Here is a 26566-nt window from a genome sequence, read left to right on the forward strand (position 1 = left end):
GCCATGAACCGCTACGCCCAATACGCCCGGTGGAACGCCGTGCGCAAGGCCACGGGCTACCGCTCCGGCTTCGAGGCCGAGGTAGGGGCGGCCCTTGACCCGCACGGCGCTCTCTACGAACCCGTCCGCATCCAATATGATCTGCATCTGACCGCCGTGTACAAGCCGGACTGGCTGCTGCCCGCGCAGTGCATCGTGCTGGAGGCCAAGGGCCGCTTTCCCAAAGAGGACCGGGACAAGCTGCTGCTCATCAAACAGCAGTATCCCCATCTGGATATTCGGCTCATCTTCCAGAGCCTCACGGCCAGAACCAGCCCCAAGATCGGGCAGACCTACGCCCAATGGGCCTCGGCCCACGGGTTCCCCTGCTGCAAAGGCCCGGCTGTGCCGGAGGACTGGCTCAGTCACAAGCCTTCGGCCCGCAGCCGCAAGGCATTCGAGGCCATCCATGCTCCCCGCCGGTGAGAGCGTTTTCCTCCGGCATGAGCCCTGCCCGGCCTGCCGGGAGCGGGGCCTGGACCTGGATGGGGACAACCTGGCCCGCTACTCGGACGGGCACGGCTACTGCCACGCCTGCGGGCACTATGAAAAAACGGAAGGAGGCGAAGCCCATGCATCCCCATCGCGGGCACGGCGTATGAGCGCCAAGCCCTTCACGCCCCTGGAGACCAGCATCAAAGCCCTGAAAGTCCGGGGCCTCACTGCGGAAACATGCGCCCATTTCGGTTACGGCATCGGCAACCACAGGGGCAAACCCTGCCATGTGGCTCCCCTGTACGACAAGGAAGGCCGCTTGTGCGCCCAGCATCTCCGCCTGGAAGGCAAGGATTTCAAATGGCTGGGCGATACCGAGGCTGTGGGCCTGTTCGGCTGGAACGTCTGGCGTAATTCAGGCCGCCGGGTGGTGGTCACGGAAGGGGAAATCGACTGCATGTCCGTTTCCCAACTCCAGGGCAACAAGTGGCCGGTGGTCTCCCTGCCTAACGGGGCGCAGTCGGCGGTCAAGTTCATCCGCCGCGCCCTGGAATGGCTGGAAGGCTTTGACGAGGTGGTGCTGGCTTTTGACATGGACGAGCCCGGCCAGGCCGCCGCCAGGGAATGCGCCCTGCTGTTCAGCCCCGGCAAATGCAAGATCGCCAGACTGCCGGACAAGGATGCCAACGCCTGCTTGCTGGCTGGCAAGGGCAAGGAACTCCTGGATTCTCTCTGGGGTGCCGTGCCCTACCGGCCTGACGGCATCCGCAGCGGCGCGGACCTCTGGGATGATCTGCTCAAGCCGCCGCAGCCCGGCTACGACATTCCCTATCCGGGGCTCAACGCCAAGCTGCGCGGCCTGCGGCTCCGCGAACTCTACCTCTTCACGGCGGGGTCCGGCATCGGCAAGTCCACCCTGGTCAATGAAATCGCCTACCACCTCAAGATGGTCCACCATCTGCCGCTGGGCGTCATGGCCCTGGAGGAAAGCCCGGCCCGCAACGCCCGCCGTTACCTGGGCATTCACCTGAACAAACCCCTGCATCTTCCCGAAGCCCATGCCGCCGTGCCGGAAGCCGACCTCAAGTCCGCCTTTGAGGCGGTGATGGGCAAGGATTGGTGGATCTATGACCACTTCGGCAGCTCGGACATCGACACCCTGCTGGCGAAAATCCGCTACATGGCTGTGGGCCTGGGCTGCAAAGTCCTGGTCCTGGATCATATCAGTATCGTGGTGTCCGGCCTGGACGAAAGCGCGGGCGAGTCGGAACGCAAGGTCATCGACAAGCTGATGACCAAACTCCGGCAATTGGTCGAGGAAACCAACGTCATGCTTCTGGCCGTGGTCCACCTCAAACGCCCGGACAAGGGCAAATCCTACAATGAAGGGCGACAGGTGTCGCTCACGGATATGCGCGGCTCCGGCGGCCTGGAGCAGATGAGCGATGCGGTGATCTCCCTGGAGCGCGATCAGCAGGGCGATGACCCCAACGCGGCCCTGGTGCGGGTGCTCAAAAACCGTCCCATCGGGGACTGCGGCGAAGCCGGGTACGTGCGTTACGTTCCGGAAACCGGGCGTCTGCTGGCTGGAGACGGCGGGGAGTACGGCTTTGGGAAAGAGCGTCCGGAAAAGGAAAAAACGGAGGGACAACGTGAAGACTTCTGACCCATTCGCCAGCCCTTCGGTGCCCCCCAACCTCCACGATCCCGGCCTGCCGGTCCTGCTCTTCGACATTGAAACCAACGGACTGCTGGAAGACTGCTCCGTCATTCACTGCATCTGCGCCCTGTCCCTGCCGGACGGCAAGCGCTACTCCTTCGGGCCGGGCCGGATCAGCGAAGGCCTGGGCCTGCTGGCCGCCGCTCCCCTGCTGGTTGCGCACAACGGCCTGTGCTTCGACATTCCGGCCATTACCAAACTCCATCCGGACGCGCCGCTGCCGCCACTCTTCGACACCCTGACGGCATCCAGGTTGATCTGGACCAACCTCAAGGAACTGGACTTCAAACGCCTGCGCAAGAAATCCAACCGTTTTCCGGCCAAGCTCTGCGGCTCCCATTCCCTGGAAGCCTGGGGTCATCGGCTGGGCGCGCTCAAGGGCGAGTACGGCAAACAGGACAACGCCTGGGAAGCCTGGACTCCGGCAATGCAGCGGTACTGCGAACAGGACGTGGAAGCGCTGTACGCCCTCTGGAAGCATATTCTGTCGCGGAATTACAGCCTGCGGGCGCTGGCCCTGGAGCACGAGTTCCAGAAGGTCATCTTCCAACAGGAACAGGCGGGCGCACCCTTTGACGAGGGGGCCGCCGTGGGGCTGTACGGCGATCTGGCCGCCAGACGGGAAGAACTGAATGCCGTCTTGCAGGCGGCCTTTCCGCCCGTCCGGCATGAGGAAACCTTCATCCCCAAGGTCAACAATAAGACGCGGGGCTATGTGAAGGGCGTTCCGGTCATCCGGGAACATTTTGAAACCTTCAACCCCAACAGCCGGGAACAGATCGCCCGCCGTTTGCGGGAGCAGTTCGGCTGGCAGCCCGGCGCATTCACGGACACCGGCCAGCCACAGGTGGACGAGGACGTGCTCAAGGGCCTGCCCTACCCGCCCTGCAAGCCCCTGGTGGAATACCTGGAACTGGCAAAGATCATCGGCATGCTGGCCGAGGGCACGAACGGCTGGCTCAAGCTGGTCAGAAAGGGACGCATCCACGGGCGGGTGATCACCAACGGGGCCGTCACCGGGCGCTGCACGCACAGCAGGCCCAACCTGGCCCAGATTCCCGCGCACGGCACCTACGGCAAGGACTGCCGCGCCCTGTTCGCCGCGCCGCAAGGCACGGTCATGGTGGGCGCGGACGCCTCGGGCCTGGAGCTGCGCATGCTGGCCCATTACATGGCCCGCTACGACCACGGGGCCTACGGCAGGATCATTCTGGAAGGCGACATCCATACCGAAAACCAGAAGGCCGCCGGGCTGGAAACCAGAGATAACGCCAAGACCTTCATCTATGCTTTCATGTACGGCGCGGGCGACGCCAAGCTGGGCTCCATCGTCGCGCCTCTGGCGACCCCGGCGGCCCAGGCCCGCAGAGGCACGGCCCTGCGCGCAAAATTCCTGTGGGCCATCCCGGCCCTGAAACGCCTGACCGACGCCGTACAGGCGGCCCTTGCCCAGCGCCCCTATCTCAAGGGCCTGGACGGGCGGCTGCTGCACGTCCGCTCCAAGCACGCGGCCCTGAACACCCTGCTGCAATCCGCCGGGGCCGTGCTGATGAAAGCGGCCACGGTCCGATTTCATCAGATAATTCTGGAGGAACGCCCGGAATGGTTAGGGAAGTATCAGCAGATACTGCACGTCCATAAACCTCTTCATTGTGGACGTTAAACCTCGTTAATTCGGTGAAACCCTAATGGGGCAATACCGAGCCAAGCCACCAGGGGGCAATATGGCAAAGAAAGCTCTTGTTCTGATGAAGGATGAGAAGACAGGCTGCATTGTTCCCGTTTCTCATCGCCTTAATCATGATGGTTACTTCCGTAAGCGTATAAACGGTTCCTTTGTCATGTATCATCGTCATATTTGGGAACAGACCCACGGGCCTGTCCCGGAAGGATATGAGGTACATCATAGCTGCGGAAATAGAGCATGCTGCAATCCTACGCACTTGGAATGTTTGGAAGGAACGGAGCATGTCATTCAAACCAATCGGGAACGCTACGCGGCACGAAAGCATCAGGCAAAAGAACTTTGGCGCAGCCACCATTACACCGGGACAGAGCTAGCTTCTATCTTTGGTGTCAGCATCAGCCAAGCCTGTAGATGGGTGAGAGGGTGGAAGGTGTAGAGACTAGGCGAAAGCCGTAGGGCCTGCGGTGAGATTCCGTAGTCACCCGAAACACGAGGCACAAGGTAGCATCCTTGTGAAGATATAGTCCGACACCCCCAGTAATGGGGGAATACAGAATGGATGAGGCCCAATGCCTCAGTGATCCTGAGATTGCCGAGGAGCTGGGTCAAATGTTCGTGCGGGCCATTGAGGAGACGGGAAGCCTGCTGGGCCTGCGCTGCCCGGTCACCGGAGAATATAAGGTGGGGCGAACGTGGGCTGAGACTCACTAAGGGGAGGGGGTGATAAGATTGATTTATCACCCCCAAACCCCTAGCTGAGTAGAATTTTGATAGTTGCTGCCAGTTGGAGAACCAGGTTGATGGTCTTCAAAGTGCCGCGCCACTCCCGCCAGCATTGGCGCATCATAACCCACCTCCACAACTATCTCGATAAACCCACCTCGCTTTCAATGAAGCGGACATTCCCAGTTTCGCGGGGGCTACAGCACATGCTGACTCCTCTTCTGGGGGTTTGTTTTGAGTATACCTGACTTGCAAAAATTTTCAAGCAAAACCTAACAGGTTGTAAGGAAATGAATCAAAGGGAAATACATCCCACCTCCCCATCCCACTACACCCGCTGGGACATCCAACCCCTGGACTTCATTGCCCGAAACAATCTGGATTTCCTGCGGGGCAACATCATCAAGTACATCCTGCGCTTCGACGCCAAGGACGGCCTGCAAGACCTGGAAAAGGCCCGCACCTACCTGGAGCGCCTGATCGAGCGGGAAAAATCCAAACCCGACAAGGGCGACAACCTTAACAATATGGAGAATGAAAATCATGGCAAAAGCAAAGGCTGCTACCTCCACCTCCAAGACGCCCGCCCCTTCCCCCGATACTGACAACGGCCCTGACGGTTTCACCGCCGTGCCCATCCGCCGCGCCGGTCCGTCCCGCGCCATGCCGCCGGTCAGTGCGGCCCTGAACGTCAAAGGCGATCTGGTGCTGGTGTTCAGCCCGGCCTTCATGGCCGAGCACGTTTCCCAGGCGGAAGTCCAGGTGTCTTGGTCCCCGGCGCGGCTGTTGCGCCTGGCTGCCGCTACCGGCTCCGGCGCGCGTAAAATCCGCTCCCGGCCCTCGTGCCCCGGCGCGGGGGAGCTGCGCCTTTCGGCCCTGTCCCTGGCGGACCTGGAAAACTTCCCGGCCCTGGACAGGAAGCGCCGCGCCTTGGGCATGAGCGCGGCGGACGGAACCGTCCTCATCGACTTCGCAGCGGAGGCGGATGGTCATGCATAGGCACATTATCGAACTCACCCCGCAGAGCACCGACCCCCGCGACCCGCGAGGCAACATTGTCACCTTCATCCGCCGACGCCGCAACACATTCGGCATCTGGGTGGAAGAGCATAAACGGTCGCTGAGCTTCCCGACCCTTGTGGAAGCCCGAGCCGCCTGCATGGCTCTGATCCTCGCCCACACAGATGCCGATGCGTGACCGCCGCCCGATATTGGCCCTGGTGGACGCGGACGTGCTGGCCTATCAGGCTGCCGCCGGAGCGGAGAAGACCATCAGCCTGGACGGAGAGGTGGCGGCCCCGGTCTGTCGCCTCTCGGACGCTTTCGAGGTCTTTGAGAACAAGCTGTATGCGTTGCTCATGCACGTGGACGCCTCGGATTTCCTGCTCTGTTTCAGCGACAGCACAAAGAACAACTTCCGCCGCGCGGTCTGGCCGGGCTACAAGGCCAACCGTGAAGGCAAACCCAGGCCCATCATTCTCTCCCGCCTCAAACAGTTCTGCATGGAAGAATATCCGGACCGGCACATTCTTCGCCCCGGCCTGGAGGCCGACGACTGCCTGGGCATCCTGTCCACGCGGGCCTCGTTCCGTCCGGACCGGCGCAAGGTGATCTGCTCCATCGACAAGGACCTGCGTGGCGTGCCTGGAAACTTCTTCGACCTCGGACACCCGGAAGGCGGCATCCTGCGCATTACCCCGGAAGCGGCCAATCTCTGGTTCATCACCCAGACCCTGACCGGCGACCCCACGGACAACTATCCCGGCTGCCCAGGCATCGGCCCGGCCACGGCCCGCAAGCTGCTCAAGGACGCCGGGCCGGTCATGACGACGCTCTGGGCCGTGGTCCTGGCGGCTTACGAAAAGGCCGGGCTCACCGAAAGCGACGCCCTGGCCCAGGCCCGCGTGGCCCGTATTCTCCGATCTGTGGACTATGACTTCAAACAAAAGAAGGTGAAATTGTGGAATCCCCCAAAATCCTGACCGGCACCCAGGCCACGCTGCACGTCATGCTGGGCCTGCCCGGCTCCGGAAAATCCACCTGGATCGACCGCCATCTTGTGCCCCAAGGCTGCCAGGTGGTCTGTCAGGACGATATCCGCCGGGCGCTGGGCCACGGTTTCTACGGCCCCCTGGAATCCCTGGTGCATGCCATGGCCTGCCTCCAGGCCCGGCAGCACATAGCGCGCGGCCTGGACCTGGTCATTGACGAGTCCTGCTTCGACATGAATGTGCTGCGGCGTTGGCGCAGGCTGGCCGAAGAATCCGGCTACACGCCGCAGTTCATTTATATGGACACTCCTTTCGCGGTCTGCCTGGAACGCCGCCTTGCCACGGACTTTCCCCGCGAGGTGCTGGGACATAAGGAATTCTCCCGCCAGCACAACTGGCCTTTCATCCTGGAGGAATGCGCCCCGCTTCGCGTCATCTCCTATACCGAAAAGAATCAAGAGAGCGAAACATGCCCGAACAACTGATCCTTCCCGACACATACGATCCCCGCTTCAAGGCCCTGATGGAAAGGCTCTGGCAGAAATATCCGCCGGAGCTTTTTTCTTTGTCCGGCATCCACCCGGACCAGCTCAACATCGACCTGATGAGCAAGGCCTTCTTCAAAAGCCGTTCCGAGAACAGCGCCACGGCTGACGTGTCCATCGACCCCAATGCCAACGTCACCGGGCGGGACTGCATCACCTATAACTACGAGCTGCCCAAGGCGGCCCTGCGCCTGAACAGCCTCTACAACCTCTGGAAGCAACTGGAGGCCGAGGTGGGTGAACGTCTTGCCGACACGGCCATTGAAGGCGATCTCGCCGGGTACATCTACATCAACGACAGTTGGGATTTAGGCCGTCCCTACTGCTTCAATTACTCCGCTCTGGACGTGGCCCTGGAGGGCCTGAAAATGGGCGGACGGCTGCGTATCGACCCGCCCAAGTCCCTGGATTCCTTCTTGCGCCAGATGGAGCAGTTCACGGTCTACGCCGCCAACTCCACGTTGGGGGCCTGCGGTTTCGCGGACATGCTGCTGGTGGCCGCATGGTATGTGGAGCAAATCAAGCTCACCGGCATGGACCACAAGGTCAAGGTCTTTGACCACGACTACACCTTCGGGGACGGCGATCTGGAATGGCGGCGGCTGAAAACCTATGTGAAGGAAAAGCTGATCTCCTTCATCTACACCCTGAATTGGGAATTCCGGGGCAACCAAAGCCCCTTCACCAATATCTCGGTCTATGACCGCCCCTTCCTGGACAAACTGCTTCCCGCCTATGCCATCCAGGGCAAAGCCCCGAACGTGCATGTGGTGGAGATGGTGCAGAGCTGGTTCCTGGAGGCTTTCAACGAAACCCTGGCCCGCACGCCGGTGACGTTTCCGGTGGTCACGGCCTGCTTCTCCGTGACGCAGGATGAGGAGGGCCGCCGCAAGCTGTCGGACCAGGCTTTCCTGATCAAGATAGCCGAGGCCAACAAGGCGTTCGGCTTCATCAACATCTACTGCGGGGAATCCTCCACCCTGTCCTCCTGCTGCCGTCTGCGCTCCCGCATCTCGGACCTGGGCTACTCCAACACCTTCGGTTCCGGTTCCACCAAGATCGGCAGCCTGGGTGTGGTCACCCTCAACTTGCCCCGCGCGGCCAGACAGGCCAACACGGACCACCCCGGTTCCCGCGAGGCGGCCTTTGAAGCCTTTCTGGAAAACGTGGGGGCAGCGACCCAACTGGCCGGGTACACCAACCACGCCAAGCGCCGGTTCATCAAGGACCGCATCCGGCGCGGCTCTCTGCCGTTGTACAGCCTGGGCGTTATGGACCTGGACCGCCAGTACAGCACCTGTGGTTTTACCGGCCTGTATGAGGCTCTGGAAATCCTGGGCCAGGACATGCGCACGGACAAGGGCCTGGAGCTGGCGGCGGATGTGCTGCGCCGGATCAATGACGTTAACTCCATGCTTTCCAAACTGCTGGGCGAACCCTTTAACATGGAACAGGTGCCCGGCGAGTCCTCGGCGGTGAAGCTGGCCCGCAAGGACGCCATCCTGGGGCTCAACCCCGAAGGGTACGAGCTCTACTCCAACCAGTTCATTCCGCTCTGGGAGGAAGGCACGGACATGCTGGACCGCATCAGGGCACAAGGCCGCCTGGACAAGTTCTGTACCGGCGGGGCCATCCTGCACCTGAATGTGGGCAATCCCATTGAGGACGACAAGACCATGCGGGCGCTCATCGCCCACGCCTGCGCCGCCGGGGTGGTGTACTTCGCGGTGAACTACGCCATCAACCGCTGTGAAAACGGCCATATGAGCGTGGGCCGCGATCCCGCCGAATGCCCGCAGTGCGGCGGGGAAATCACGGATACCTTCACCCGCGTGGTGGGCTTCCTGACCAACGTCAAGGGCTGGCACAAAACCCGGCGGGAACACGACTGGCCCAAGCGCGTGTTCGCCGCGCCGAAAGGGGCCGCGTCGTGATCCACATCATCGGCTCCGAGCCGAACCTGGCCCACGCCGCGCTGGAGATCTACGTCTCCGGCTGCACGCGGGCCTGCCCCGGCTGCCACAATCCCGAGGCCCAGGGCTACGGCAAGGGTCTGAAATGGCCGCGCTGGCTGGCTCAGAACGCCTGGAAAATACGGCAGGGCCTGGATGAAAAACTCTTTCGGCGGCTCTGGATTCTGGGCGGCGACCCGCTCTGCCAGCCGGAGCACGAGATCGTGGAGCTGCTGCATTCCCTGCGGCGCATCGGCGGAAAGGGTATGGAACTCTGGCTCTGGACCGGCGCGGGGACTTTGAGCGATGTGCCCGGCTCCATCCGGTCCCTGGCGGACTTCATCAAGACCGGGGCCTACCGGCGGGAGTTGCCCGTCAGGGAAGTGGACATCTACGGCGACGGGCGGGAGTTCCTGACCCTGGCGACCGACAACCAGCGGCTTTGGAGAGTGGAGGAAAAATCATGCCTGACCATAACGCCCGCAAGAACGCTGTAACCCTGTTGGCCGTGCGCGGCCTTTCCCCGGAGCTGCTGGACGATCTGGAAACGCTCTTCCCGGAACGCTGCCCGGAGATGGACAGTGCCGACCGGGATATCTGGTTTTACGCCGGTAAACGCGCCCTGGTGCGTGATCTTCGGCAGGCGTTGCAACAGCAGCAACGACAGGCAAACGGGGGCAGGCACAATGCCCCCATCCCCCTGGCCCAGCTGCAATAACCACAAGAAGCAAGCAACCAAGGAGGTTTTATGTGCGGAAGCAGCATTTTCGGCGGGGGCGGCGGTTCACCCTCAGTGACGGAAGCGCCCACCCCCACTGTGGCGGCCACGGCCCCGCCGCCGGAGAGTACGGCGGAGGCCCCGGTGGTCAATGAAGGCACGAAACGCCAGAACCAGGCGCAGGCCCAGCGCAAGGGCACCAGTTCCCTGCGCATCGGCCTGACCCTGGGCGGCGGCATGGGAGGGGCCAATGGCGGAAGCCAGGGCGTATCCATCCCGCGCTGACGACGATTCCGGAAACGACAACAACACAAACGACACTCCCCACGGCCCGGCGGAAGCCCGCTATCGACGGCTCTCCCAAGAGCGTGAGCCCTGGCTCCAACGCGCCCGGCAATGCGCGGCCCTGACCATCCCCCTGCTGATCCCCCCTGACGACGCGGCCAAAGGCGCTGATCTGCCCTCTCTCTACCAGAGCGTGGGCGCGGGCGGCGTCACCAATCTGGCCTCTAAACTGCTCCTGACCATGCTCCCGCCCAACGAGCCCTGCTTCCGGCTGCGGCTGAACAACCTCATGCTGGAGAAGGAACAGGAGGATGTGGACAAGGAATTCCGCACCCGCATTGAAAAGGCCCTTTCCCGCGTGGAGCGGGCCGTGCTGGCCGACATCGAGGACAAGGGCGACCGCTCGGTGGTCTATGAGGGCAACGAACATCTCATCGTGGGCGGCAACGTGCTCTACTACGATGATCCCCAAAAAGGCCTGCGCCTCTTTCCGCTCTCCCGCTTCGTGGTGCGGCGCGATCCTTCCGGCAATGCCGTGGAGATCATCACCGAGGAAGAGGTGGACCTGGACGCCCTGCCCCCAAAAACCGCCGAGGCCATTCGCGCGGCGGACAGCGGGGAGAGCCCCACGCCCGAGGGCCGGTCCCGCGTGGGCGAGGAAGCGCGCCGGGATCACCGGGAACGCCAGGTCCGCATCTACACCCATCTGCGGCGCAAGGACCGCTTGTGGAAAATCAAGCAGGAATGCCGGGGCATCACCTTGCCCGGCTCGGAGGGTTCTTACCCTGTGGACGCCTGCCCCTGGTTTCCGGCGCGCATGTATTCCGTGGCCGGAGAAGCCTATGGGCGTTCCTTCGTGGAGCTCCAACTAGGCGATCTCGCCAGCCTGGAATCCCTGAACCAATCCCTGGTGGAGGGCAGCGCCGTGTCGGCCAAAGCCGTGGGCCTGGTCAATCCCAATGGGGTCACCTCGGCCAAAGCCGTGGCCGAAGCCGCCAATGGGGACTTTGTGGAAGGCAACCCCAATGACGTGGCCTTCCTCCAAGTCCAGAAGGGCGCGGACTTTCAGGTGGTGGCGGCCCAGATTCAGGTTCTGGAACAACGCCTGAAAACCGCCTTCCTGATGATGGACGGCGTGCGGCGGCAGGCGGAACGGGTCACAGCCGAGGAAATCCGCGTGCTGGCCCAGGAGCTGGAAACCGGACTGGGCGGCGTCTACACGGTCATCTCCCAGGAATTCCAGATGCCCTTTATCCGCTCCCGCATGGCCCGCATGACCAAGGAAAAACGCCTGCCGCCCCTGCCCGGCGACAGTGTGCGGCCCTCGGTGGTCACAGGCTTCGACGCCCTGGGCCGGGGAAACGACAAGGCCAAGCTGGTGGAGTTCCTGCAATTCTGCGCCCAGACCCTGGGCGAGAACTTCCTGGCTATGGTCAATCCCCACAACGCGGTCATGCGTCTGGCTACCAGCATCGGCATCGACATGGAAGGCCTGATCAAGGACGAACAGACGCTTCAAGCCGAGCAGGCCCAAGCCCAACAGCAGGCGCAGCAGCAACAGATGCTGGAGCGCTTGGGGCCGGAAGCCCTGCGCCAGTTCGGCGGCATGGTCCAGAACGCCCAACAGCAACCCCAACCCGACAATAAGGAGGCCGCCAATGGCGGACAGGAACAGCAAGGCTGACACGCAGCAACAGGAGCACCAGGACAAGAACCTGACCCTCTCCAAGCCCGGCGAACCCACTCCCAGGAAGAGCACCGCCGGAGAACCGCAGTCCATCGGCTTTTCCGGCAAACTGACCCGCATCGACCATTAATCACAGTACGCCAAAGGAGCGCAAAAGATGAGCCAGATTGAAATTCCCAGCCGGGAAACCGGCCCCGAAGCCCCGGAACAGGCCGCCATCCATCCCGATGCGGAAAATCCCGCTGTCGTCGCCGATGGCAGCATCAACCCGGCGGAGTCCCAGGAAAAACCCCAGGAAAGGGAAACTCCGCCCCAGCAGCCTGAACAGCCGGAAAAGAAGGCTGACGTTCCCCCGGCTCCGGCGGACCAGGAGCAAGCCGCCGATCTGCTCAAGGGCAAGAGCCTGGACATAGCCGACTTTGAGCGGGAGTTCATGGCCCAGGGCACGCTGTCCGAAGAATCCTACAAAAAGCTCACCGAGGCAGGCATCCCCAAAAGCGTGGTCGATTCCTACATCGACGGGCGTATGGCTGTGGTCCAAACCTTCATCAGTGAAATCCAGGGCCTTGCGGGCGGCCCGGAACAGTACGCGGACATGGTGCAGTGGGCCGGGCAGAATCTTCCGCCCGAGGAAATCCGGGCCTTCGACTCCCTGTGCTGCTCCGGCAAGAAAGACATGATCACCCTGGCCGTCAACGGCCTGGTCGCCAAGTGGCGCGGGGCCGAGGGCGCTGAACCGGCGCATCTGGCGGGCGGCTCGGTGTCCGGCGGCGGTTCCCGCGACGTGTTTGAATCCGCCGCCCAGGTGGTGGAGGCCATGCGCGACGGGCGCTACGGCTCCGACCCGGCCTACACCCGCGCCGTGGAGGCCAAGATGGCCCGCTCCCCGCACGTCTTCGGATAGTGCTGTGGGCGCTGATTCTGTTCATCCTGCTCACTTCCCACCAAGGAGGCTCTGCCATCACCCGCTTCGAGGACATTTTCAACCACCCCATGACTGAGGCCGTCAAACACTACGAAGGCCTGCGGCTCGTCCCCTACAAGTGCCCGGCTGGCAAATGGACCATCGGCTACGGCCATCTCTGCCCGCCGGATCAGCGGCCTATCAGCAAAGAAGAGGCCGAACGCCTGTTGCGGTGGGACATGCTCGACGCCTTTGGGGCCATGCTGCGGCAGTGGCCCGAGGGGGCGGACGCGCCCGCGCACCAACTGGCCGCCCTGACCTCCTTCGTCTTCAACCTGGGCGAGGGCAACTTCGCTTCCTCCACCTTGCTCCAGCGGCTCAGAGCGCGGAAATTCTCGGACGTTCCGGCTCAGATACGGCGCTGGAACAAGGCCACGGTGGACGGCGTGAAAAAGCGCCTGCCCGGCCTGGTCAAACGCAGGCAGTGCGAGGCGCTCTGTTTCGAAGCCGGGGAGGTCGTCATCATTAAATAACAGGAGGCTGACATCTTCTCCTTTCTCTCGGAAATCTTCGGCAAGGTCACGGACCGCCTGCTGCCGGACAAAAAAGAAGCCCGCGCGGCCCAGAGCAGGATCAACGAGGCCGAAGTGTCCGGCGCTCCGCCCAGCCGTCTGCGGCTCTGGCGCTCCTTTCTGGGCTGGGCGCTGACCCTGGCCTTTCTCTGGGAAGTCATGGTCCGCCCCGTCATTCTCACCTATTGGCCCGATACCCCGCTGCCCCCCTCGGTGCTCAAGGAAATCACCAGCCTGCTGCTGGGCATGCTGGGCCTCGGGTTTTAAACCGCAACCCTCATCAAGGAGTCTTCATTGGCTGACCAGAATCTCATTCTTTCGCGCCCCGCCCAGGTCAACAAAACCGGCGACGCCGACGCTCTTTTTCTCAAGCTCTTCGCTGGCGAGGTGCTGACCGCCTTCAAGGAGGTCAACATCATGGAGGGCCTGCACAAGACGCGCACCATCTCCCACGGCAAGTCCGCCTCCTTCCCGGTGCTGGGCAAGGCGTCGGCGCGCTACCACGTGCCCGGCACCCCCATCCTGGGCTCCAACCAGATCGCCACCCATGAGCGGGTCATCAACATTGACGATCTGCTCATCGCGGATGTGGCGATCTACGACCTGGAAGACGCCAAGAATCACTATGACGTGCGCGGCGAATACTCCAAGCAGCTCGGCTGGGCGCTGGCCCGCGAGTTCGACCAGAAGACCATGCGCGTGGCCGTGCTGGCCGCCCGAACCGCCGGACTCATTGACGACGAGCCGGGCGGCTCGGTGATCAAGGGCGGCCCCACGGTCGCCACGGACGGCGAAGTGCTGGCCGAGGCCATCTTCTCCTGCGCCCAAATTTGGGACGAGAAGGATGTTCTGGATTGGGAGCGCTTTCTGATCCTGAAGCCCAGCCAGTACTACCTGTTGAACCAGACCACCAAGGTGCTGAACAAGGACTGGAACGGCGGCGGTTCCTACAAGGACGGCCAGATTGAGGCTATCGGCGGCGTGAAAATCCGCAAGTCCAACAATGTGCCCTCCACCAATATCGCCGCAGCCACCTCGGGCGAAAAGAACACCTATCACGGCGACTTCACCAATACCGTGGGCATCGGCTTCCAGCGCGAGGCCATCGGCACCGTGAAGCTCAAAGACCTGGTGGTCCAGCAGTCCGGCGCGGATTTCAACGTCATGTACCAGTCCACCCTGATGGTGGGCAAATACGCCATGGGGCACGGCATCCTGCGCCCGGCCTGCGCCATTGAGATCAGCAAGGAGACCGCGTAGCCGTCACAACCGAAGCATAAGCGCACAACAGGGAGGGGCTGCGGCCTCTCCCTTTTCTTTTTATGGAGGCTCATGAACAGCACCGTACTCAGCGGCATCCGGCCCACCACGGAACTGGAGGCCGTCAACATCATCCTTTCCGGCATTGGCGAGGCTCCCATTTCCTCCTTCGCGGAAGTCACGGCGGACGTCTCCCTGGCCCGAAACATCCTGGCGGAAATCTCCCGCGAAACCCAGACCGAGGGCTGGCAGTGGAATACCGAGGACGACTTTCCCCTGACGCCCGACGCGGCCAAAGGGGAAATCAAGCTGCCCCCCACAGCCATCCGGGTTCACTTCCGGGAGCCCGACGACCGGGAGCTGACCATCCGGGGCCAGCGCGTTTATGACCGGGTGAACCACAGCTTCATCTTTTCCCCCGGCGTTCGCATCCTGGTCACCCTGACCCTGCTCCTGCCCTTTGAAGACCTTCCCGAAGCCGCCAGGCGTTACATCACGCTCAAGGCCGCGCGTGTCTTCCAGGAGCGCACGGTGGGTTCCGGCACCCTCTACGACTTCCAGCAGGCCGACGAGGCCCGAGCCCGCGCCCTGATGCTGGCCGATGAACGCCGCCAGGACCGCCCCAACATTCTCAAGGGCACTTTGCCGCCTACCGGCACCTGGAGACCCTGGCTGACCCTGCTGCACCGCAACCGGAGGCTCATCTGATGGGCCGCCTGGTCACCACCACCATCGCCAACCTCATCTCAGGCGTGTCCCAGCAGCCCTGGAACGTGCGCCTGCCCACCCAGGCCGAGGAACAGATCAACTGCTATTCCTCGGTGACGGACTTTCTCAAGCGCCGACCGGCCACCCGCCATCTGGCCGAGCTGCCCGCGCCCGAAGGCGACGCGGCGGCGGGCGTGGCGGCTCACGTCATCAACAGGGACGAGGATGAAAAGTATATCGCCCTGTTCTCCACAGGCGGCATCATTGTCCGTGATCTGGACGGCAACCCGAAAAGCGTAACCATCCAGGACGGCGCGGCGGCCTATCTGGCCCAGGCCGCCAATGCTGAACGTGATCTGCGATTCCTGACCATCAACGACTATACCTTTGTGCTCAACCGCCGGGTCACTGTGCGCAAAAAGGAGGACAGCCTTTCCCCCAAGCGCCAGCCGGAAGCCTTGGTTTTCATCAAGCAGGCCAGCTACAACACCACCTACAACGTCACGGTGGACGGCAAGGCCGCCTCCTTCACCACCCTGGACGGCGTGGCCCCGGCGGACCAACCGGCGGACAAGCTCTCATCCTCGGAAATCGCCCAAAGCCTGGGGGATCAGATCACGGCGTTCGGTGGCTACACTGTCGGCTATTCCAACGCCACGCTCTGGATTCGCAAGGCTGACGGCACGGACTTCAAGGTCAAGGTGGAAGACACCCGCTCCAACACCCATATGGTGGTCTGCAAGGGCCAGAGCCAGCGTTTTTCTGATCTGCCCACCGTGGCCCCGCGCGGCTACGTGGTGGAGGTCATAGGCGACCAGTCCTCCAGCTTCGACAACTACTACTGCGTCTTTGAACCCACGGACGAGCAGGACGACTTCGGGGAAGGCTACTGGAAGGAAACCGTGGCCCCCGGCATTCCCTGCGAGCTGGACCCGGCCAGCATGCCGCACGCCCTGATCCGGCAGGCGGACGGCACGTTCAGCTTCAGGCCCCTGGAGTGGGCCAAGCGCGAATGCGGCGACGAGGATTCCGCGCCCTTCCCCTCCTTTCTGGACCGGACGCTGGGCGGCATCTTCTTCTATCGCAACCGCCTGGCCTTCCTGGCCGGAGAAAACGTGATCATGAGCGAGGTGGGGGAATTCTTCAACTTCTTCCTGACCACCGTGACCACCCTGGTGGACAGCGATGTGATTGATGTGGCGGCCAGCCATGTGAAATCCAACATCCTGGAGCACGCGGCGGTCTTTTCCGGCGGCCTGCTGCTTTTCTCGGAACAGAGCCAGTTCGTGCTGGAACATGACACCGTGCTCTCCAATGCCACGGTATCAGTCAAGCCCGTAACCGAGTTCGAGGCCAGCATGACGGCCCAGCCGGTCAGCGCAGGCAAGACGGTCTTCTTCGCTTCCGGCAGCGGGGAATGGGCCGGGGTGCGCGAATACTTCACCATGCCCGATTCCACGGACCAGAACGACGCGGCTGACGTGACCGCGCATGTGCCGCAGTACATCCCCGGCGCAATCCGCCGACTCTCCTGCTCCACCAATGAGGACATTTTACTGGTTCTCTCGGATATGAAGCGTGACTCCATCTGGATTTACAAATACTTCTGGAACGGCAACGAAAAAGTGCAGTCCGCCTGGTCCCGCTGGGACATGGCCGGGGAAGTGCTGGCCGCCGTCTTTGTCAATGCCGACTGCTATCTGGTCATGCGCTACGCAACGGACGGCCCGCTTTTTCTGGAAACGCTCTCCGTGGCTCCGGGACACCGGGACGCAGGCGAAGAATTCGAATATGCCCTGGACCGCAAGATTACCGAAACGGCCTGTGCCGTGGAAGTTTCCCAGGGCGCGCGGCCCAGCGAACGAACCACCAGCGTCACCCTGCCCTATGCCCTACCCCAAAACATGGAACCGCTTTTCGTCACCCGCACGGCTCAGGGACAAAGCGCCGGGCGAGTGCTGGACGTGCTTTCCCACGGGTCTGACGGCAGAACCTTCACCCTGCGCGGCGACCTCTCCGGCGTGAGTTTCTTCGCCGGGCTCTCCTACACGTCCTCCTACATTTTCACCACCTTTGCCCTGCGCGAAGACAACGGCAAGGGCAATGCCGTCATGGAAGGCCGCCTGCAACTGCGCTCCCTGACGCTGAACTGCGCCCGCACCGGCTACCTGGAAATCCACGTCAGGCCGCAGTTCCGTAACGAAAGCACCTATACCTTCACCGGCTGGGAGCTGGGCCACGGCTCCAATATCATCGGGGCCATCCCTCTCTACACCGGCAGCATCAAGGCCCCGCTGCTCTCGCACAACACCTGGATACAGGTTGAGGCACGCAGCGCGTCCTTCCTGCCCTTCTCCCTGGTCAACGCCAGCGTGGAAGGCTTTTACAACAGCAGAAGCCAAAGGATGTAATGACCATGCACGAAATCCCCAAACACTATGATGATCATATCAGGCCCATGCGGCTTGACGACATCCCCTTGCTGGCCGCCCGGCTGGCCCTGGTGGAACAGCGGGAAATGGACGTCCTGCACGGCTTTCGGGTCAGCCCTTTAGCGGCCCTGCGCTACTCGCTGCAGGCCTCCGAAGGCCGGGCGTTCACCCTCTGGGACAACGGCAATCCCTTGGTGGCTGGCGGGGTCTGCGGTCGCGGCCCGCTGCAAACCGCCTGGATACTGCGCACGGAGGACGCCCTCCAGGAATCCCGCTTCTGCCGCTGGTTGTTCACAGGCGGATCGCGGGACTTCATGGCCTGGTGGTTCCGGCTCTCCGGCGCGCTGGCCTTCATAAATTACGTGGCCGAGTTCAACGCGCTCTCCCTGCGCTGGCTGCAACGTCTGGGTGCGCGCTTTCAACCCGCGCCGGAAGTGCGGCCCGGCATCCTGCGCTTCACCCTGCCCAACCCTGAATACATCCAAAAGGAGGAACAGCTTGTGTAACGCTCTGACGATGGGCATCGGCTCCCTGGTGATCGGCGCGGCTCAATCCGTGGCCTCCGGCATCCAGGCGAGTCAGCAGGCCCAGGCCCAGAAGGAATACGTGGAAGCGCAGTCGGCGGAATATGCCCGAGCCGCCACGCTCAACAATCAGGCCGCCGTGACCGAGTACACGGAACAGTCGGCGGCGGAACGCATCTCCCAGATGCAGGAAAAAGAAGCGGCGGCTGAATCCGCCCAGGCCGTCCAGCGTGAGGCCCTGCAAAAGAAAGGCACCATGCTGGCCTCCACCAACGCATCGGGCATGGCCCTGGACTATCTGCTGGCCGACTATGAACGGGAAGAGGCCAACCGCCGCGACGACATCCGCCATCAGTACGAGATGCGCTCCGTGAACTCCGAGCTGAACCTCGGGGCTTTCAGGGAACGCGCCCAGAACCGGATCAACAGCCAGCAGCGCTATGTCGCTCCGGGAAGTACCTATTCCTCGGGCATGAATATCCTCGGCACGGCGCTGGGCATCGGCGGGGCGGCGGTGAATGCGTGGGGTAACTATGAAAAATGGAAAAATAAGGAGAAGAGTATCGCCTAATGAGCACTACACGCGAACGAGAAGCCCGCACCATCCGGGAACGCCTGGACAAAGGCGCTAATCTTTCCTCCCCGGTCAATAGTCAACGCCTGGACAGCTTTGCTAAATTCTTTCCCGGCACGGTAGGCCGGGATTACAGCGCCGGGGGCGCTCTGGGCCGCGTGGCGCATGCCTTGGGGATGTTTGAACCCGGTTTTGAAAAGGCCGCCAACGCCCTTATCGACCGGAACGTCGCTGAGAGCGGTGCGGAAGGCATTCAGTGGGCCAGAGAAAACCCGGAAGCCTCCAAAACAATGGAAGCTCTGCGGCAATACAGCCTGGCACACCCTGAATTTCAGAATAAAAGTCCTATGGTAAAACGCGCTATTGAAGCCGCTATTCTGGAAAATCAGGCTCTCCAGCTCAAAGCCGGAGCCATTGACTACTACAATACCTCCGGCCTGCGTAACGAGCGAGATGCATCCAAGGTTCAGAGTGCCCTGGCCGAGTGGACCAAAAACGAAATTGAACGCTCCGGCTTGAAAAACTACGAAGACAAGCTGCTTTTGGCCCAACACTTCATGGCCCCGGTGCGCCAGATGGAGTCAGCCCTGCTGGCCCAGCACAACCAGGATGTGGAAAGCCAGAACGTCAATCTGCTCTTTGAACAGTACAGCCAGAAGTTAGACAACACCCTTCTCAGCCAGACCAACATTCTGAACGGCGGCAAGAACGTCAACATCCCACGGGACCGGGCCACGGTCAACGATGTGGCAGTCCGGACCTTTCAGGCCTTTAATAAGGAGCTGACCAACCTCGGCGTCCGCGATGATCAGATCATGCCCTTCTTCCAGGCCCAGCTTCTGAGCGGCAAGTTCACAGCCTCCCAGGCCGAGGCCATCGGCAAAGCCGTCACCTTCGACCGCAACGGGGAGAAGGTCAGCCTGGCGTCTCAGCCGGGATTCGCCAAAGCTCTTTCCAGGCTCAAGGACGACGAAATGGATCGGGCTTGGAAAGGTGAGGTCAGAGGCCGTCAGCGCGCGGCCTGGGCGCGTGAGGATGCCGCCAGAAATTCTGCCAATTGGGGAATAAAGGACGCTTTCAACGGCAAACCCCTGATGCTTAATCTTAAGGAGCGTGGGCTTACCAACGCAATGGACATCAAAGCCTACCAGGATGCTTTCAACCTCGCCAGCTCCGTTCAGTTCACTTCGGCTTACAGCACTCCCGGAAGGGCCGCCGACGCCTTACAGTTTCAGTATGATCTGCTTACCGGCGCTGCCGGACCAGCGGAAGTCATTGCAAAGGCTTCATCAGGCGGAATGTCCCCCACCGAGGCGCAGTCGTTTATCTCCATTGCCGCCAAGAACAACTCAGATGAAGGGCGGATGCTTTCCGCCGCCATGCAGGACGTTGCGGAAGTCACCCTGGCTGACACCCTGAACATCACGCGCTCCGAGGCGTCAAGGCTGATGCAACAGGGGATCAAAGACCTTCCTGAACATATCTCCGCAGCACGAGAAAAGGCGCAGGCGGAAGCAATGAACTTCTACGCTGCCTACGAGAAAGAGAAAGCGGCTTCCGGAAAAGACAGCTATACAGCTCTTGATATAACACAACTCAAACAGAAGCACATTGCCAGCAGCTCCAGTACACGCGGCAATAAAGTGGTTGAGGAACGCGCCGCCAAGAAGTCCGGCGATCTCACGAGGGGCATCATCATGGGCGTGGGGAAGAAGATTTCTCCCAACTTCATGCAGCCCGCCGGTGCCGGTGTGGATGTGCAATTTCCCGGTGTGTCTCCTCTCACTGAACGTGATCAGAAGATCACTCATGTCTATCAGAGTGCGCTCAATACGCTCAACACCTTGTTCCCGGATTGGAAGACCAGGGAACCGGACGACCCGGATGCGCTTGAAAAGCTGCACAAGGACTCTTCCGGGAATTACCGGATTGACGACCTTGCGGACATGCTGATGCTCGGACAAGGCCTTTACGGCAAAGCCTTCACCGCAGATAAGGCCGCATCCATCATTCTGGGCCGGGTCATTCCCGAAGATTCCATGACCAAAGTGCAACTGCAACAGGCTATGGAAGCGCGCATCACGGAACTGAACAAGTTGTTTCGGAAATAAAGGGTAAGGAGGTTTTATGTCACAAAGCGTTCCGGGAAGTCTGTCAACCCCGGAGAATACAACCACACTGAACATAGTCCCGGACACCCCACAGGACGATGAACACCTTAACCAGCTCTTTCAGGCCGGTCTCAACGGACAGGCCGCCGGAGAACTTCCCACCAATATAGATGTCGATGTCAGCACTGATCAGGGAGCCGGGAATCCCTATGCCGCCTCACCTTCCCCGGACGGTTCGGACGATGACGTGGGGATTCTGGGCACGATATGGGATGGGATTAAAGGTATTGGTAACGGCATAGGCAACGCGGCGGGAGAAACCATCGACTTTGCCGAAGAGCTTATCACTGGCAAAGATAATGATCGCCTGCATAATCTTTTTGGCGACCAGAAAACCGCCGCCGGACAATTCACCAGTGATATTACCACCTTTATCGCCGGGTTCTGGACCGGCGGAAAAATCCTCAAGGGCATGAAGCTCCTTCAAGGGGCTGGCAAGGCTGCCGCTTTCGCACGTGGGACGGCCCAGGGGGCTTTCTCCGACTTCTTTACGGAGGACGGACAGGCTGAAAACCTTTCGGCGCTGATCCAGAAAAACGACACGCTTAAGAATATCATCACGGAAACCTTCGCTACCAGCAAAGACAGCAATGAGTTCACCGGGCGGCTCAAGCACGCCTTTGAAGGCGTGGCATTGGGCGCTCTTACTGAGCCACTGGCCATTATCCTGGGCACCGTCAGCAAGCGTATCTATCGCGCGTTCCGTAAAGGGGATGCCGCCGTCCTGGAAAATGGCGTTGAGGAAGGGGTGCTCAAAATCACCTCCGAGGACATGCGGGAGGCTTATGAGCAGCTGGAAAAGCTGCCCCAGGAAACCAAAGCCGCCTTCATGGACAGCCTGGATCAATCTGACGGCCTGATGGACAGCGCGGGGAAGAACATTGCCGGTGAACCGAAGAACGCGGCCCCATTCGCCGTTGATCCCGATAACGCCTTCCTGGCCCGCAATGCCGATGACGGCACGGACCCGGCCATGCGCGGCATTCCCAAGCGCCTGGCCCCCAATGTCGAAGGCTACGAGCCACCTACGGTCATGCTCCATGAGGAAAAAGGTCTGGATACCCTGCGGAAGATTACGGAGACGATCAACAAAGCTCCGGACAGGGAGAGCGCCATCAGGGCCTTGCAGGAGGATGTGACACTCTCTGATAAAATACTCAATGATCCTGACGCGCTGAGGCTTCTGGAAAAAACCCATCGTGATCTGGAAGCGAAGACAATCAAGGCCCGTGGTCCGGAAACCCTTGAGATGCTCAAGGAAGAGACAGACCGCATGGCTTCCGAGTACGGCATGCTTCCCATGCAAGACCTGTTCAAGAAGGCCGTCTCCGGCGAGATTCCGCTCAAGGACGTTCGTTACGCGGCTCGCTTCATCCAGATGAGCACGGACTTTGTTGCGAGCGCCCTTGCCCGCATCGCCCGACAGTACAAGTTAAACGGCGGGGAAATGCTGCTCCAGGATTGGGCGCGGGTGGATGTGCTCAAGACCAACCTTGACAACCTCTATCTGGCCCAGCGCAACCTCAAGACCCTGTCCGGGCGAAATCTGAACGCCTTCAAATGGCTGGCAAGCGTGGATTCAGCCGGAAATGTGCGGACTGCGGAATGGGTGACCCTTCCTGTCGGGCGTCACAAAGAAGACATTGCGACTGATCTCGCCGCCCGTGGCTGGACCACACAGAAGCGAGAGCGCCTGATGGCGGACATCCTTGCCAATGCCAACAATCCGGCCAAGATCGCCAAGCTGACGAATCGCTTCGATACAGCCAGCAAGCTCGGCATCCTGAACGAATTCCGGATCAACAACATGCTCTCCGGACCCTTCACTATCGGAGCCAATGTCATTGGCAACGCACTGAAAGCAGCCGTCATGCCAGCCGAGCGTTACCTAGCCGGGGCCATCTCCGGCAATGCGGCCATGCGTCAGGAAGCCTTCGATATGTTCTCCGGGCTTGTCCAGTACACCGGCGAAGCCTGGCGGTTGGGCAAGAAAGCGGCCAAGATCGGAAACAACATCCTGGACAACGCCTCCGGAAAACTGGAGGCCAACGCCACAGCCCAGATGACCTATGAGAACGTCCGCAAACTCTTTCTTAAAGGCCAGGAGCGGGAACTGACGGATGTTGAAGAAATGCTGGCGCGCGGGATGGGCTGGTTTGGCCCCTACGCCCGCATCCCCTCCCGCCTAATGGTGGGCACGGACGAGTTCTTCAAACAGCTCAACTTCCGGGCCTCCTATTCAGCACGCCTGAAACGCTTGGCCGGGGAGCGGGGAATCGTTGATCCGGCTGAAATCGACGCCTATGTCCGGAAGGAAATGGATCGGGCCTTTGATCCGAAAACGGAAGGCAAGCTGATGGGCGATGCCCTTTCCGATGATTTGCTACAGGAACACATCCAGTACGCCCGTGAATCCACATGGACCCAGAGTCTGGGCCACGACACTATGGGCGGCTGGATGCAGCAGGGCGTCAATCAGCACCCGATGCTGCGGATTGTCGTGCCTTTTGTCAAAACCCCCGTGAACCTTTTTCGGGACTTCACGGACCATACCCCGCTGCTCTGTCTGACGTCGCGCAGGACCAGGGAGGCTCTGGCCGCCGGGGGAGAACAGGCGGCGATGGCTAAAGCGCGCGTCGCAGTCGGCAGCCTGACCATGATTACGGTCGGCACCCTGGCCGGAGCCGGATGCGTCACCGGCAGCCCACCGGTTGACGAAAAACAGCGCAAGGCCCTGGAAGCCACCGGCTGGCAACCCTACAGCATCCGCGTGGGAGACCACTATTTCTCCTACCGACGCCTGGACCCGGTGGGGATGTTCTTCGGCATCATGGCTGACCTGAACGTCGCCCGGCAGTATGTCGCACAGGCGTCCTATGAAAAGGCCCTCAAGGCCGTAACGGCGGCTTTCGTCAATAATATCACCTCCAAAACCTACATGCAGGGCGTCTCCGAGTTCATTGATCTGATGAATGATCCGGATCGCACCGCAATCCAGTACCTGGGACGGTTCGGCAGCACTTTCGTTCCCTTTGCCTCCGCCGCCCGCTTCATGCGCCAGCAGATGGACGATCCCATGCGGGAGGCCCGCAGCATCACGGACTATCTGATGAATACCGTACCGGGATTTTCACAGGCCCTTCCGGCCCGGCGCAGTTGGGTCACAGGCGATGTGGTGACCTATGACCTTTTTCCGAGGAACAAGAAAGACATGGTGCTGGATGAGCTGAACAACATGGCTGAATCCATCCAGGGTCCTCCAGCGAAACGGCTCAAAGGGATTGAATTGTCCTCCGCGCAGTTAAGCCGCTTGCAGGAACTGCATGGAACCATCCGCGTAGGTGGGAAAACCATGTACGAAACTCTGGAAGAATTGTTCAACAGCTCTGACTACGATCTGCACAGACGCCTCCTTGCAGACCCCCCGGACAAGGAAAACGGCCCGCGCTCCCTGGCGATCCGCAGGATCATCAACACCTACCGGCAGGCGGCCCAGGACGCACTGATAGATGAAGATGCGGAGCTGGAAGCCCTGATACGCCAATCCGACTTTCAGCGCGTGGCCTCCAGACGTGGGAAAATGACAACACTCAACCAGCAGCAATTGCTGGACGCCTTGAAGGACTATTAATAATGCCCCTCACCTACATCAACTACACCGGGGACGGCACGACGCGCGACTATCTCGTGCCCTTCCCCTATCTGGACACGGCGCATGTCCATGTCTCCCTCACACCGGAGGGTGCGGATCAGGATGCTGCGGACCTGATGGAAGGCACGGACTACATCTTCCAAAGCGAGAATATGATCCGCTTTACCGAGCCGCCTCCCACGGGGGCCAACATAAACCTACGTCGCCTGACCGCACGGGAAGACCCACTGGTTGATTTCCGCGACGGCAGCACCCTTACAGAAGCTGACCTGGACACCGAAGTCCGTCAGCTTCTTTTCATTTGTCAGGAAGCCTTTGACGCCCTGGACGGCGAAACGGCAGTTGAAGCCGCCAACCGGGCCTGGGAAACCTTGAAGAAGTGCCTGGAAGCCCTTGCCGAACTTCTGGAGAACAAGGCTGACTTTGACAAAACCGTGGCGCTGTTCCGCAGCATGGGCTGCACAGTAGTTCGCAGCAGGGACAGTCCCGGTTACGCGGAATACGATTTCGATACCGGCATGCTGTACATCGGCGTTCCCGAAGGCCCCACCGGGCCGCAGGGGCCGGAAGGCATTCAGGGTCCGCGCGGGCAGGATGGTCTGCAAGGGCCCCAGGGTATCCAAGGCGTTCCCGGCCCGCAGGGAGAACCAGGCCGGAAAGGCGACACGGGGGAGCGCGGAGAAAAGGGCGAACAGGGACCGCAGGGCGATCCCGGTCCCCAAGGCCCGCAAGGTCCGCAAGGCCCCAAAGGCGAACCTGGCGACATTACCAGCACAGTGGTCAATGCGGCATTCCTGCGTTTTCACGTCTCCGATGACGGCTACCTGACGCTCTCCCACACAGGTGATCTTTCCACTGTTGGAGATTTCAGCATCAACAAAACAACCGGCGAACTGGAGGTTAGCTTTGGCGACAGTTAAGTTAGGCCGGGTCCGGACTGTATTCAAAGGCGATTATGATCCGGATCTCTCCTATGAGGCGATGGATTGTGTGCGCCGCAACGGCAACGCCTATCAGGCCGTCCGGGAAGTTCCGGCTGGTGCGCTGCCGGAAGCGCCGGACAGCATTTACTGGATATGCATCGGCATGAAAGGCGCTGACGGCCAGGACGGCAAGGATGGCGCTGACGGAGCGCCTGGCCCGCAGGGGGAGCCGGGTCCACAGGGGATTCAGGGTGAACAGGGGCCGCAAGGCCCGTCTGGCGCTGACGGAGCGCCCGGCCCGCAGGGACCATCTGGACCGCAAGGCCCCAAGGGCGATACCCCGCCGCTGTATTCCGGCGTGGACAGCACGGCAAAGGACGTGGCGGCCACCGCCTACGCAGTGAAGGCGGCCTATGACAAGGCGGTGGAAGCAACGAATGCAGCCGCGCTAGTAGGTAACACCCCGGCCACCCCGGACAAGCTGGGCATGGTGCAGATCGGCCAGGGCATCAGCGTTGACGAAAACGGCGTCATCTCGACTGAGCCTGTCACTTTGGCTACGCCCGACGCGCCCGGCATCGTCCAGGTGGGCGAGGGCCTGGAAGTTACCCTTCCTACCGAAGCCGCCGAGGGCGAGGAAGCGCCGACGCCAGGCATTCTCTCCCTTGGTGTGCATGCCTCGGAAAATCCCGATGCCTACGGCAAAGGCAATTTTCAGTTTTACGGGCATGTGAAGCTCACGGATGATTTTGAGGAAGGGACGGCGGCCAAGGACGGCGTGGCGATTTCTGCCAAGGGCGTGAAAGATGCCTGGGACAGACTGCTTAACTTGCAGTCGGAAGTGGTGATCACCTCGTCCGGAAATTGGATAGTACCTGAAACCGCTACCTACGCCGTTACTTGTATTGCCGGAGGTGGAAAAGGTGGTAATGGCTCGACGGGCGTCGCAACTGAGTGGACGGCATATCAGGATAATAATTCCGGAGGGTACTCTTACGGCAAATATCAGAATCATGGAGGCAACGGAGGCGGCGGCGGAGGCGCTGGCCAGACGATAACGCAAA

General features: G+C 61.2%; 28 protein-coding genes. All 28 read left to right on the top strand.

Features of this window, described 5'->3' with window-relative positions:
* Positions 1-3 precede the first annotated feature (3 nt).
* The gene (locus HMPREF1022_RS16115; RefSeq protein ID WP_009303973.1) at positions 4-465 is read left to right on the top strand and encodes an endonuclease; all 462 of its coding nucleotides are present in this window, start codon (positions 4-6) and stop codon (positions 463-465) included.
* On the top strand, positions 449-2140 hold the full coding sequence (locus HMPREF1022_RS16120) for a DnaB-like helicase C-terminal domain-containing protein (RefSeq protein WP_009303974.1): 1692 nt from the start codon (positions 449-451) through the stop codon (positions 2138-2140). Before HMPREF1022_RS16115 ends, HMPREF1022_RS16120 begins: the two co-directional genes overlap by 17 nt.
* Complete coding sequence (locus HMPREF1022_RS16125; protein ID WP_009303975.1) at positions 2127-3857, top strand: DNA polymerase; 1731 nt, start codon at positions 2127-2129, stop codon at positions 3855-3857. Before HMPREF1022_RS16120 ends, HMPREF1022_RS16125 begins: the two co-directional genes overlap by 14 nt.
* Before the next feature lie 178 nt (positions 3858-4035).
* Positions 4036-4317 (top strand): HNH endonuclease, encoded by a 282-nt coding sequence (locus tag HMPREF1022_RS19215; RefSeq protein ID WP_442852273.1) that lies wholly within the window; start codon positions 4036-4038, stop codon positions 4315-4317.
* 119 nt (positions 4318-4436) lie between these two features.
* Entirely contained in the window at positions 4437-4592 is a 156-nt protein-coding gene (locus tag HMPREF1022_RS18340; protein WP_009303976.1) for a hypothetical protein, read from the top strand.
* A 302-nt stretch (positions 4593-4894) separates the two neighbouring features.
* A complete protein-coding gene (locus tag HMPREF1022_RS17740) occupies positions 4895-5209 on the top strand; it encodes a DUF3310 domain-containing protein (RefSeq protein WP_009303978.1) in 315 nt (104 codons plus the stop codon).
* Positions 5148-5603, top strand: coding sequence for a hypothetical protein (locus tag HMPREF1022_RS16140; protein WP_009303979.1), 456 nt, complete (start codon positions 5148-5150; stop codon positions 5601-5603). The genes HMPREF1022_RS17740 and HMPREF1022_RS16140 overlap by 62 nt, the downstream gene beginning before the upstream one ends.
* Complete coding sequence (locus tag HMPREF1022_RS16145; RefSeq protein WP_009303980.1) at positions 5596-5802, top strand: hypothetical protein; 207 nt, start codon at positions 5596-5598, stop codon at positions 5800-5802. The genes HMPREF1022_RS16140 and HMPREF1022_RS16145 overlap by 8 nt, the downstream gene beginning before the upstream one ends.
* Complete coding sequence (locus HMPREF1022_RS16150) at positions 5795-6586, top strand: hypothetical protein (RefSeq protein WP_009303981.1); 792 nt, start codon at positions 5795-5797, stop codon at positions 6584-6586. Before HMPREF1022_RS16145 ends, HMPREF1022_RS16150 begins: the two co-directional genes overlap by 8 nt.
* Positions 6565-7080, top strand: a complete 516-nt coding sequence (locus tag HMPREF1022_RS16155) for an ATP-binding protein (RefSeq protein WP_009303982.1) — start codon at positions 6565-6567, stop codon at positions 7078-7080. The genes HMPREF1022_RS16150 and HMPREF1022_RS16155 overlap by 22 nt, the downstream gene beginning before the upstream one ends.
* Entirely contained in the window at positions 7065-9074 is a 2010-nt protein-coding gene (nrdD, locus tag HMPREF1022_RS16160) for an anaerobic ribonucleoside-triphosphate reductase (protein ID WP_009303983.1), read from the top strand. Before HMPREF1022_RS16155 ends, nrdD begins: the two co-directional genes overlap by 16 nt.
* Positions 9071-9589: a 4Fe-4S cluster-binding domain-containing protein gene (locus HMPREF1022_RS16165; protein WP_009303984.1), complete on the top strand. Its 519-nt coding sequence runs from the start codon at positions 9071-9073 to the stop codon at positions 9587-9589. The genes nrdD and HMPREF1022_RS16165 overlap by 4 nt, the downstream gene beginning before the upstream one ends.
* The gene (locus HMPREF1022_RS16170; RefSeq protein WP_009303985.1) at positions 9556-9810 is read left to right on the top strand and encodes a hypothetical protein; all 255 of its coding nucleotides are present in this window, start codon (positions 9556-9558) and stop codon (positions 9808-9810) included. The genes HMPREF1022_RS16165 and HMPREF1022_RS16170 overlap by 34 nt, the downstream gene beginning before the upstream one ends.
* A gap of 30 nt (positions 9811-9840) precedes the next feature.
* A complete protein-coding gene (locus HMPREF1022_RS16175) occupies positions 9841-10095 on the top strand; it encodes a hypothetical protein (protein WP_009303986.1) in 255 nt (84 codons plus the stop codon).
* Positions 10061-11779, top strand: coding sequence for a portal protein (locus tag HMPREF1022_RS16180; RefSeq protein ID WP_009303987.1), 1719 nt, complete (start codon positions 10061-10063; stop codon positions 11777-11779). The genes HMPREF1022_RS16175 and HMPREF1022_RS16180 overlap by 35 nt, the downstream gene beginning before the upstream one ends.
* Positions 11754-11912, top strand: coding sequence for a hypothetical protein (locus HMPREF1022_RS18345; protein ID WP_009303988.1), 159 nt, complete (start codon positions 11754-11756; stop codon positions 11910-11912). The genes HMPREF1022_RS16180 and HMPREF1022_RS18345 overlap by 26 nt, the downstream gene beginning before the upstream one ends.
* A gap of 27 nt (positions 11913-11939) precedes the next feature.
* Entirely contained in the window at positions 11940-12686 is a 747-nt protein-coding gene (locus HMPREF1022_RS16185; protein WP_009303989.1) for a capsid assembly protein, read from the top strand.
* Positions 12686-13219 carry a lysozyme gene (locus HMPREF1022_RS16190; RefSeq protein ID WP_009303990.1) on the top strand — a complete coding sequence of 178 codons (534 nt, stop codon included), beginning with the start codon at positions 12686-12688 and terminating at the stop codon, positions 13217-13219. Before HMPREF1022_RS16185 ends, HMPREF1022_RS16190 begins: the two co-directional genes overlap by 1 nt.
* A gap of 114 nt (positions 13220-13333) precedes the next feature.
* The gene (locus HMPREF1022_RS16195; RefSeq protein ID WP_009303991.1) at positions 13334-13525 is read left to right on the top strand and encodes a hypothetical protein; all 192 of its coding nucleotides are present in this window, start codon (positions 13334-13336) and stop codon (positions 13523-13525) included.
* A gap of 27 nt (positions 13526-13552) precedes the next feature.
* A complete protein-coding gene (locus tag HMPREF1022_RS16200; protein ID WP_009303992.1) occupies positions 13553-14518 on the top strand; it encodes a phage capsid protein in 966 nt (321 codons plus the stop codon).
* A gap of 72 nt (positions 14519-14590) precedes the next feature.
* Positions 14591-15226, top strand: coding sequence for a hypothetical protein (locus HMPREF1022_RS16205; protein WP_009303993.1), 636 nt, complete (start codon positions 14591-14593; stop codon positions 15224-15226).
* Complete coding sequence (locus tag HMPREF1022_RS16210) at positions 15226-17637, top strand: hypothetical protein (RefSeq protein ID WP_009303994.1); 2412 nt, start codon at positions 15226-15228, stop codon at positions 17635-17637. The genes HMPREF1022_RS16205 and HMPREF1022_RS16210 overlap by 1 nt, the downstream gene beginning before the upstream one ends.
* Positions 17637-18164 carry a hypothetical protein gene (locus HMPREF1022_RS16215; protein WP_035062125.1) on the top strand — a complete coding sequence of 176 codons (528 nt, stop codon included), beginning with the start codon at positions 17637-17639 and terminating at the stop codon, positions 18162-18164. Before HMPREF1022_RS16210 ends, HMPREF1022_RS16215 begins: the two co-directional genes overlap by 1 nt.
* On the top strand, positions 18157-18753 hold the full coding sequence (locus HMPREF1022_RS16220; protein WP_009303996.1) for a virion core protein, T7 gp14 family: 597 nt from the start codon (positions 18157-18159) through the stop codon (positions 18751-18753). Before HMPREF1022_RS16215 ends, HMPREF1022_RS16220 begins: the two co-directional genes overlap by 8 nt.
* 173 nt (positions 18754-18926) lie before the next feature.
* On the top strand, positions 18927-20867 hold the full coding sequence (locus HMPREF1022_RS16225) for a hypothetical protein (protein WP_156803037.1): 1941 nt from the start codon (positions 18927-18929) through the stop codon (positions 20865-20867).
* Positions 20868-20883: 16 nt separating this feature from the next.
* On the top strand, positions 20884-24558 hold the full coding sequence (locus HMPREF1022_RS16230; protein ID WP_009303998.1) for a hypothetical protein: 3675 nt from the start codon (positions 20884-20886) through the stop codon (positions 24556-24558).
* Positions 24559-24560: 2 nt separating this feature from the next.
* Positions 24561-25499 carry a phage tail fiber domain-containing protein gene (locus HMPREF1022_RS19100; RefSeq protein ID WP_009303999.1) on the top strand — a complete coding sequence of 313 codons (939 nt, stop codon included), beginning with the start codon at positions 24561-24563 and terminating at the stop codon, positions 25497-25499.
* Positions 25486-26566 (top strand): tail fiber protein (locus HMPREF1022_RS19105; RefSeq protein WP_009304000.1); only part of this gene is annotated, 1081 nt, incomplete at its 3' end. The genes HMPREF1022_RS19100 and HMPREF1022_RS19105, both read left to right, overlap by 14 nt.

Origin of the sequence: Desulfovibrio sp. 6_1_46AFAA, from assembly GCF_000224635.1 — a bacterium.
In the GTDB taxonomy this organism is placed as follows: Bacteria; Desulfobacterota; Desulfovibrionia; order Desulfovibrionales; family Desulfovibrionaceae; genus Desulfovibrio; species Desulfovibrio fairfieldensis.

Excerpts from the sequence above, each read along its gene's own strand:
- HMPREF1022_RS16115 (WP_009303973.1), top strand. The coding sequence starts at position 4 with ATGAACCGCTACGCCCAATACGCCCGGTGGAACGCCGTGCGCAAGGCC.
- HMPREF1022_RS16120 (WP_009303974.1), top strand. The coding sequence starts at position 449 with ATGCTCCCCGCCGGTGAGAGCGTTTTCCTCCGGCATGAGCCCTGCCCG.
- HMPREF1022_RS19215 (WP_442852273.1), top strand. The coding sequence starts at position 4,036 with ATGTATCATCGTCATATTTGGGAACAGACCCACGGGCCTGTCCCGGAA.
- HMPREF1022_RS18340 (WP_009303976.1), top strand. The coding sequence starts at position 4,437 with ATGGATGAGGCCCAATGCCTCAGTGATCCTGAGATTGCCGAGGAGCTG.
- HMPREF1022_RS17740 (WP_009303978.1), top strand. The coding sequence starts at position 4,895 with ATGAATCAAAGGGAAATACATCCCACCTCCCCATCCCACTACACCCGC.
- HMPREF1022_RS16140 (WP_009303979.1), top strand. The coding sequence starts at position 5,148 with ATGGCAAAAGCAAAGGCTGCTACCTCCACCTCCAAGACGCCCGCCCCT.
- HMPREF1022_RS16145 (WP_009303980.1), top strand. The coding sequence starts at position 5,596 with ATGCATAGGCACATTATCGAACTCACCCCGCAGAGCACCGACCCCCGC.
- HMPREF1022_RS16150 (WP_009303981.1), top strand. The coding sequence starts at position 5,795 with ATGCGTGACCGCCGCCCGATATTGGCCCTGGTGGACGCGGACGTGCTG.
- nrdD (WP_009303983.1), top strand. The coding sequence starts at position 7,065 with ATGCCCGAACAACTGATCCTTCCCGACACATACGATCCCCGCTTCAAG.
- HMPREF1022_RS16170 (WP_009303985.1), top strand. The coding sequence starts at position 9,556 with ATGCCTGACCATAACGCCCGCAAGAACGCTGTAACCCTGTTGGCCGTG.
- HMPREF1022_RS16175 (WP_009303986.1), top strand. The coding sequence starts at position 9,841 with ATGTGCGGAAGCAGCATTTTCGGCGGGGGCGGCGGTTCACCCTCAGTG.
- HMPREF1022_RS16180 (WP_009303987.1), top strand. The coding sequence starts at position 10,061 with ATGGCGGAAGCCAGGGCGTATCCATCCCGCGCTGACGACGATTCCGGA.
- HMPREF1022_RS18345 (WP_009303988.1), top strand. The coding sequence starts at position 11,754 with ATGGCGGACAGGAACAGCAAGGCTGACACGCAGCAACAGGAGCACCAG.
- HMPREF1022_RS16185 (WP_009303989.1), top strand. The coding sequence starts at position 11,940 with ATGAGCCAGATTGAAATTCCCAGCCGGGAAACCGGCCCCGAAGCCCCG.
- HMPREF1022_RS16205 (WP_009303993.1), top strand. The coding sequence starts at position 14,591 with ATGAACAGCACCGTACTCAGCGGCATCCGGCCCACCACGGAACTGGAG.
- HMPREF1022_RS16210 (WP_009303994.1), top strand. The coding sequence starts at position 15,226 with ATGGGCCGCCTGGTCACCACCACCATCGCCAACCTCATCTCAGGCGTG.
- HMPREF1022_RS16215 (WP_035062125.1), top strand. The coding sequence starts at position 17,637 with ATGACCATGCACGAAATCCCCAAACACTATGATGATCATATCAGGCCC.
- HMPREF1022_RS16230 (WP_009303998.1), top strand. The coding sequence starts at position 20,884 with ATGTCACAAAGCGTTCCGGGAAGTCTGTCAACCCCGGAGAATACAACC.
- HMPREF1022_RS19100 (WP_009303999.1), top strand. The coding sequence starts at position 24,561 with ATGCCCCTCACCTACATCAACTACACCGGGGACGGCACGACGCGCGAC.